Raw genomic sequence first — 4,825 nt, 5'->3', positions numbered from 1 at the left:
AAACCAATATTTACCGAAACAGGATGCTTGAGCCCCTCAGGGCGCTTTATTGAGAAACCTAAACCCGTGTACACGCTCTAAATCGAAATTAATGGAAGTGTTTTGAGTTTTTACACAGCCTCGGCCAGAAGTGGACACTCTATCAAATATAAAAGACCTATTCAGCTGTGCATTAGCACTTTAGAGCAACTTATTAAATGATTGCTATCTATTGCTGCTTCTATGGAGTACTGTTCACCCACACCAAGGCTGATAACTGTTACAGCACTTGATTTTTTCCATCCAGCGTAACAGTCGTCCTCTCTAGCGAATTAGAGTAGGTCTCTCCCCCTTAAGAAATTTTCAATTATGTTTAAAAAACTTGCATTGGCAAGTTTGATGGTATTCGTATTCAGTCAGCCATTAGCTCAAGTTTCAGTGAGTACTGATGGAGGAACTACGGGTGGTGCAGTTACCTCATCTCCAATTAGTAACTCGGTATCTAGTGTTGGAAGTCTATCAACTGGCGCTTCAACAGCCACAGTCGGCAGCCTCACTACGGGTCAATCCAACTCTACAGTCGGTGCTATCAGCAATAGCAACTCGACAGGGGCATCTACCTCTAGCGTTGGCAGTCAAACAACGGGAGCATCTACCTCTAGCGGTAACTCATCAGGCAATACCACGATCACATCAAACTATACAGCTCCCAAAATTCCAGTAGCTACAGCAGTGGCTCCATCCAATTTTCCAACTGCTCCTTGCATGGGGTCATCGTCTATCAGCGGCTCTGCTGTTTTATTTGGTTTTAGTGCTGGGTCCTCATGGGAAGCAACAGAATGCATGACATTTGAAGCTGCAAGATCATTTGATCAGGCTGGCATGCATGACGATGCACTTGCTATTAAATGTACCAGCAAGTATTCAGCCGCTGCACCTAGTTGTATCAAACTCAAGCAGCAGGAGTTACAGGCTCAGCAACAAGCGTTAGTTCAGCAATCTGCATACGACTTAACAAAGCTAGCAAACATAAATCTTATTAAGGGTATCTATAGTGAGACTATTGATCCCGTAACTGGTTTTATTACCATCATTGATACTCGAGACTCTCGCAGTCGTATTGGAGTAATCCGGTAATGTGCTTTATAGGTTTACCCGACAAATTAGACGTCTGACCATCCAACCGCCTGTGGATACCGCGCGACATCCACCCAATTCCACTCAACCCCACAGATCTCGGTGCCTACTGAACACCTTTTTTAGCTAGGCTTATATCATTGTTTTTAGTGTTGTTTAGCCTCATTTTTACAGCTTCTAAGGTGTAGGTCGCACGTTCGAATCGTGCTGGGCAGGCCAAAATTTCATATCGGTGTATATAAAACTAGGCTGGAGGATTGTGTTCTATTGGCTCAATCATTGCTGAGCTTGGCCTTACGTAAGGGTGACCTTGAAAGGGCGTAGGCTGATCCAGGTGGACTAAGAGCAACTCAGACGAAATTTTGACCCTGATGATTGAGTGTCGGTTTGACCCGACTCGGAGGTGTCCGTTTACGCCACAGATAGTAGGCTCTTATGGGATACCTTGCGGACATTCAAAACTTGCTAGTTGGTCATGGCTGGGAGGCAGAGAACGGCCAATAGCGGACTGTCGATAACTTTATGAGCTACTCTTAAATAACAAATTTAGTGACTTGGCATATTGAGTAGAGTTAATCGCCTTTTCATCCATGAATACGCTTTGTACAGTAAAGCCTGGTATGACTAATCCAAATAGCGCTACCGATAATTGCTCAGTGTTTTTATCTTTTTTTAGCTTGCCTTTTTTCATCAAGAGAATAATTTTTTGCTCTAAGCCGTTACGAATCCGCTCAAAGCAAATCAGCATAGTTTTACGTACTTCAGGCTCAACCATGGACAGTGACCATACATGAAACGCAATTCCCTTGCCGGGACCTTTGGTAATCTCCTCGGCAAAACTGGCTAACTCTTCAATGATCTCCAACAGAGTCAAATCGCGTTCATCAGATTCTTTGAGAATGGCCTCGATCCGATCACAGAACCGACCCAAGTTCTGCGCAGTAATAATTTGGACTATTTCTTCTTTGGCTTTGAAGTGGTGATACAAGTTTCCACGAGAACAGTCTGCGGCCAATTGAATATCTCTCATGGACGTGCCAGCAAAGCCTTGTCGGGCAAAGCAGGTCCTAGCTGCCATCAAAATCTTTTCTCTGCCTTTGATAAGGTCTTCTTCTTTGGCCTTTAAAAGACGCTTTTTAAGGGTGCTGCCTTGACCTGTTTTAGAAACTGGAGAGTTCGATTTATTCAGGGGTTTAGGGGGTTTTTGCTTGCCTGCCATAGTCACTTTCTCTCAAAACCGACCGCTTGATTCAAATTAATTGCTTTAAATAATTCTATATTAATTATAAAGTTCGTTAACCCTTGGGCTAATGCCCAAATCCATCAACCTTCGGTACGCGTGAAATCCTTGTCATCTATTACATCTAAAAAATCTAATAAGTTGTGTATCTCAGCAAGGAGAGGGGCTCATCTATTCTTCAGTCTTATCGCTGTAATTTCAATCTCGTTTGCTAGCAATAGTTTTGCACAAACTTTATCTGGTGGTGCAGGTGGTTTAGGTAACGGTTCAGATGGCGGTGGTGGTGGCGGCGCAGATTCAATTGGTGGTACAGGTGGTAGCGGGGGAAATAGCGGTAATAGCGGTGGCGGCGGTGGTGGTGGTGCAGGTATTACTGGTGGTCCTGGTGGTTACGCCGGACCGTTAAACTTAGTTGTTCCCGGAGCTGGTGGAGCTGCCAATGGTGGTGCTGGTGGTAATGGCAACAACTGCGAAAGTGCTTGTGCTAATGTAGGCGGCTCTGGCGGAGGCGGAGGCGGTGCAGGTTTGTATTCAAATTCAGCAACCACTATAAATAATGCCAGCCTTCAAGGTGGTAACGGTGGTGGGGGTGGATACGCCGACAATGGAGCTGGCGGCGGCGGTGGCGGCGGTGCAGGGGGTTTCGGTTTAATTGCATACAGTACCAGCGTCACTAATAGTGGGACGATTACTGGTGGTGCTGGCGGTGTTGGTGGTTACTCTAGTGGAGGTAACGGCGGCGGTGGCAATGGTGGAGATGGAGGAGTGGGCGTATTTTTAACGAATGATAGCTCGCTTATAAATTCTGGAACTATTACGGGTGGTTTCCCTGGTACTGGCGGTGCAGGAACTATTAATGGCTCCGCTGGCACATTAGCTTCAGGTGTTTATGTATCGAGCGGTACCTCATCAATCACTAATACTAGTTCTGGTTCAATTAATGGTGGAAGTCCCGATACTGGTGCAATTACAAATTTCGGTCAAATAGGGAATTTAATAAATTTAAATATAATTGTCGGTTACTATAACGGTATTTATAACAGTACAAATGGGTTGATTCTTTCAATAAATAATTCCAGTACAGGTTCCATTACTGGCTCCAATCAGTCAATCAGTAACAATGGTTCTATTACTGCAATCACCAATTCAGGCTCCCTCAATGGCTACAACGGTATTTATAACGATACTAATGGTCAAATCGGATCTATTGTCAATAACAGCACCGGAATTATTAGTGGTGGTTCGTTGGGAATCTTCAATGCTGGGTCAATAACAACGATTACAAACATTGGAACCATCATTGCTGGTTCTTTTTATGGCATTATTAATAACACTGGTACGATTACTACCCTTAATAACGCACAGGGTGCTGGTAATACTAATGGAGCCCTTACTTATGGGGGGCGCTTACCTACAAACTACAACATTATTCTTGGCTCTAATGCCAATTCTTATGGTAAGTTGGCTGTAACCTCTGCAACAAGTTGGGACGGAGCCGGCGGTACAACTACTTTCGGCATTTACAGCGGTTCAGTAAAGTCTACAAAGTACACAGCAGTGATTTCTGGTGTTACAGCTGGTTTATTAAACACATCAACATTAAGCGGAACATATTCAAGCGGTGGTAAGTCTTATGCCTACTCGCTTACTTTAGAGTCCGGCAGCTTAACTGTATGGGACCTATTATTCCCAACCTATGTTGAACCAGTTGTAGTGCCAATCGGCCCCTCAGTCGCCAACACCAACCAATCTTTAGCTAATACTGCTAGTGCATTACAAGGTACCTACACCTTGCAGAACTCAGTGCTTGCCAATAGCTTCAGTTATGACTGTACGGTCTTTGGTGCTAATGATGTGTGCGTTTCTGCTGGTGGTCGCAATACTCAAGTGCAAGCAGCTAATGGCCTTAACAACACCAGTGCATTACTCATAGCAGCTTATCGCCCCCATCCAAACTACCGCATTGGTGCTTATGCTGACCAGAACTTATCAGTCAGTAATCCAGGTGGTACTGTGAACTTGGGTAACAACACTCCTTTGCTCGGCTTGTTTGCGGCTTGGAATGAACGCTTAGATGGTACTGGGACAGAAGTTAAAGTCTCCGCAGCCTATGGCCAAAAGAACACGACGATTACTCGCTCTGTTGTTGGCTCTGGTACAGGAGCTTCTGAAGCAGGTACAGGTTCATCCACTTTAAATAGCCAAGGTGTTCAAGCAACCGCTAAGTACGGCTTTGGCATCTTGGACAATGTCATCGTCTCACCTTATGTAGGAGTGCGTTATACCCAGAACAATATGGGCGGCTATACAGAAGGAGTATCTTCAAGTGTTACAGCACCATTAGACCCTGTAAATATTTCTGTGTAAGTTCACCGCGGGGCTATTGGTGAGCGCTGATGCGTTCACCAAATTCTATATCAAATCGATTGAGCGCTGCTCTCCAGTTCCGAATCGGCATCGTCCATCTCT

Annotated in this window: 3 protein-coding genes; 2 read left to right on the top strand and 1 reads right to left on the bottom strand. The window is 44.8% G+C overall.

Annotated elements, in window-relative coordinates; all coding sequences use genetic code 11:
- Positions 1 to 348: 348 nt before the first annotated feature.
- Positions 349 to 1,116 (top strand): hypothetical protein, encoded by a 768-nt coding sequence (locus tag VC188_RS11680; protein ID WP_323484076.1) that lies wholly within the window; start codon positions 349 to 351, stop codon positions 1,114 to 1,116.
- 520 nt (positions 1,117 to 1,636) lie between these two features.
- Here VC188_RS11680 and VC188_RS11675 read toward each other — a convergent pair.
- The gene (locus tag VC188_RS11675; protein ID WP_323484075.1) at positions 1,637 to 2,335 is read right to left on the bottom strand and encodes a TetR/AcrR family transcriptional regulator; all 699 of its coding nucleotides are present in this window, start codon (positions 2,333 to 2,335) and stop codon (positions 1,637 to 1,639) included.
- A 129-nt stretch (positions 2,336 to 2,464) separates the two neighbouring features.
- Between VC188_RS11675 and VC188_RS11670 the strand changes: the two genes are divergently transcribed.
- A complete protein-coding gene (locus tag VC188_RS11670) occupies positions 2,465 to 4,723 on the top strand; it encodes a hypothetical protein (protein ID WP_323484074.1) in 2,259 nt (752 codons plus the stop codon).
- Positions 4,724 to 4,825 lie beyond the last annotated feature (102 nt).

It is taken from the genome of Polynucleobacter sp. MG-28-Ekke-A2 (assembly GCF_035012985.1).
Classification (GTDB): domain Bacteria; phylum Pseudomonadota; class Gammaproteobacteria; order Burkholderiales; family Burkholderiaceae; genus Polynucleobacter.
This window is presented reverse-complemented; position numbering and strand designations above follow the sequence as displayed.

Bases quoted from the DNA above. Each gene is read 5' to 3' on its own strand.
- VC188_RS11680 (WP_323484076.1), top strand. From the start codon at position 349: ATGTTTAAAAAACTTGCATTGGCAAGTTTGATGGTATTCGTATTCAGT.
- VC188_RS11675 (WP_323484075.1), bottom strand. From the start codon at position 2,335: ATGGCAGGCAAGCAAAAACCCCCTAAACCCCTGAATAAATCGAACTCT.